This window comes from Mesorhizobium sp. M7A.T.Ca.US.000.02.2.1, from assembly GCF_003996995.1.
Classification (GTDB): domain Bacteria; phylum Pseudomonadota; class Alphaproteobacteria; order Rhizobiales; family Rhizobiaceae; genus Mesorhizobium.
In genome coordinates this window covers 1-1,682 of the sequence record NZ_RZTT01000708.1, presented here as the reverse complement: position 1 = coordinate 1,682, position 1,682 = coordinate 1, and the positions used below count along the sequence as shown (strand labels likewise).

Here is a 1,682-nt window from a genome sequence, read left to right as displayed (position 1 = left end):
ACGGTGGTCCGCCCGGTCAGGCCGATCGTGGTGCCGCGCTCCGGTGACCATTTGAGGTCGGCGTTGACGGTGGCACCCGAGATCGCATCAAGGTTTTTGTCGTCGATCGCTTCCCTGAGCCAGCCGGCCGAGAATTCGCCCGACAGCTTCTCGCCCATGTCGAGTGCAAGGCCAGCGCGGGCGCCGAGCCGCGTCGACGAGCGCTCGAAGCCTTCATCGTCGATGCGTTGATCATAGGTCCGGCGGCCGACCTCGATTTCAGTGAACGGGGTCAGGGCAGGGGAGATCTCGTAGCCGGTGCGCAACGTCGCTGTGTAGAGTGTGGAGTCCTGATCCTTCTGCGACAGCGAGGTGCCGTCCGAGAGCTTGGCGTCGCCGTAAAAATCGTGCGAGACCGCGCCGGTTAGCGTGTACTGCATCTTGCCGAGATGCTTTTCGACGGCGAGGCTGCCATCGATGGTCTGCCGCAGCGGTTGCTTGCTGACGCCGGCAATGGCGTCCGGTGATGATGCCGATTCCGGCACGGCCTCGTAGCCGAGCTTGGCGATGGCGCGCAACTCATTGTCGAGGTCGACATTGAGCTGGCCTTCGATGCGCCCTTGCGCGTCGTGAACCGGGTAACCCGACACGGTCTCGCGAAAAAGGCCATAGCCGTCGATCGTGGCTGAGTTCTCGCGCCAGTCGGAGGCGGCGGAAAAGCGCAGCGCTGTCTCGGACAGCAGCGCCGACGTGCCGGCACTGCTCGAATCGCCGTTCGAGGTGGCGGTCAGGCCCTGTTCGATCGTCGGCCGGATGACGAAGGAGCCCCATTTCACGCCGGTGGCGGCAAACGGATCATCCTCCGGTTTCTTCTTCTGGCCTTCGATGGCGTCCGTGCGCTCCGCGCCTGGGTCGAGCTTCTGCCTGTCGGCACTGTCGATGGTGAGGGCGCGGCGGTTGGCCGTGTCCGCATCGGTGTCTTCACCATCGGTGGCGTCCGTCGTGGAGGCGGTGATGTCGGAGGTGTCGGCCGTCGATTTCTTCTTCTTTTTCGACTTGTCGGCAGCCTTGTCCTTGGCCTGGTCAGCAGCATTCTGCCCGGCAGTCGATGAGCGGCGGCGAGGCTTGGGCGGCGCCGCGATGTCGGCGGACGTGTCGTCAGTGGCTGCCGGCTGGTCGAAGAGGCTGCCGGTCGCGATGGCATCGCCGGTATCCGTATCGTCAGGCACAGCACCGGCGCTGGCCGGCAGATAGGTGCGGGCCGGCGCATTGTCCTGCGCGGCATTGGCCGGCTGTTGACCCTGCGCTGCCAGGGCCAGCTGTCTCGCCTTGCGCTGCTGGTCGGACAGGATCGCCGATTCCGAAACCTCGCCGCGCAGTTCGGTTTCCTGGGCATGGAGCGCAGTCGGGCGCAGCAAGGCAAACATGCTGGTTGCCAGCAGCAAGGCGCAGACCGCCTTGCCCTTTCTTCCTGTCGAATTTTCTGGCTGGGCCCCGGACATCGCCACCACTGCTTGCGCGGCGCACGCGCGCCATACTTACCGAACCGTAAATGGGGATGGTTAACGGAGGGTTGAGGCGGCGGCCCGTCAACCAGCTGAAGCGCTGATTTCCAAAGGGATTCATACCGCCTGCGTCAAGCTTTTGGTTTTGGCGCCTGCCGTCGTCAAAACCACCGCGCACGTTCGGGCAACATGCCTTGG

At 64.6% G+C, this 1,682-nt stretch carries 1 protein-coding gene; it reads right to left on the bottom strand.

Features of this window, described 5'->3' with window-relative positions; genetic code table 11:
• Positions 1–1,481 (bottom strand): outer membrane beta-barrel protein (locus tag EOD15_RS33830; RefSeq protein ID WP_185929154.1); only part of this gene is annotated, 1,481 nt, incomplete at its 3' end.
• Positions 1,482–1,682 lie beyond the last annotated feature (201 nt).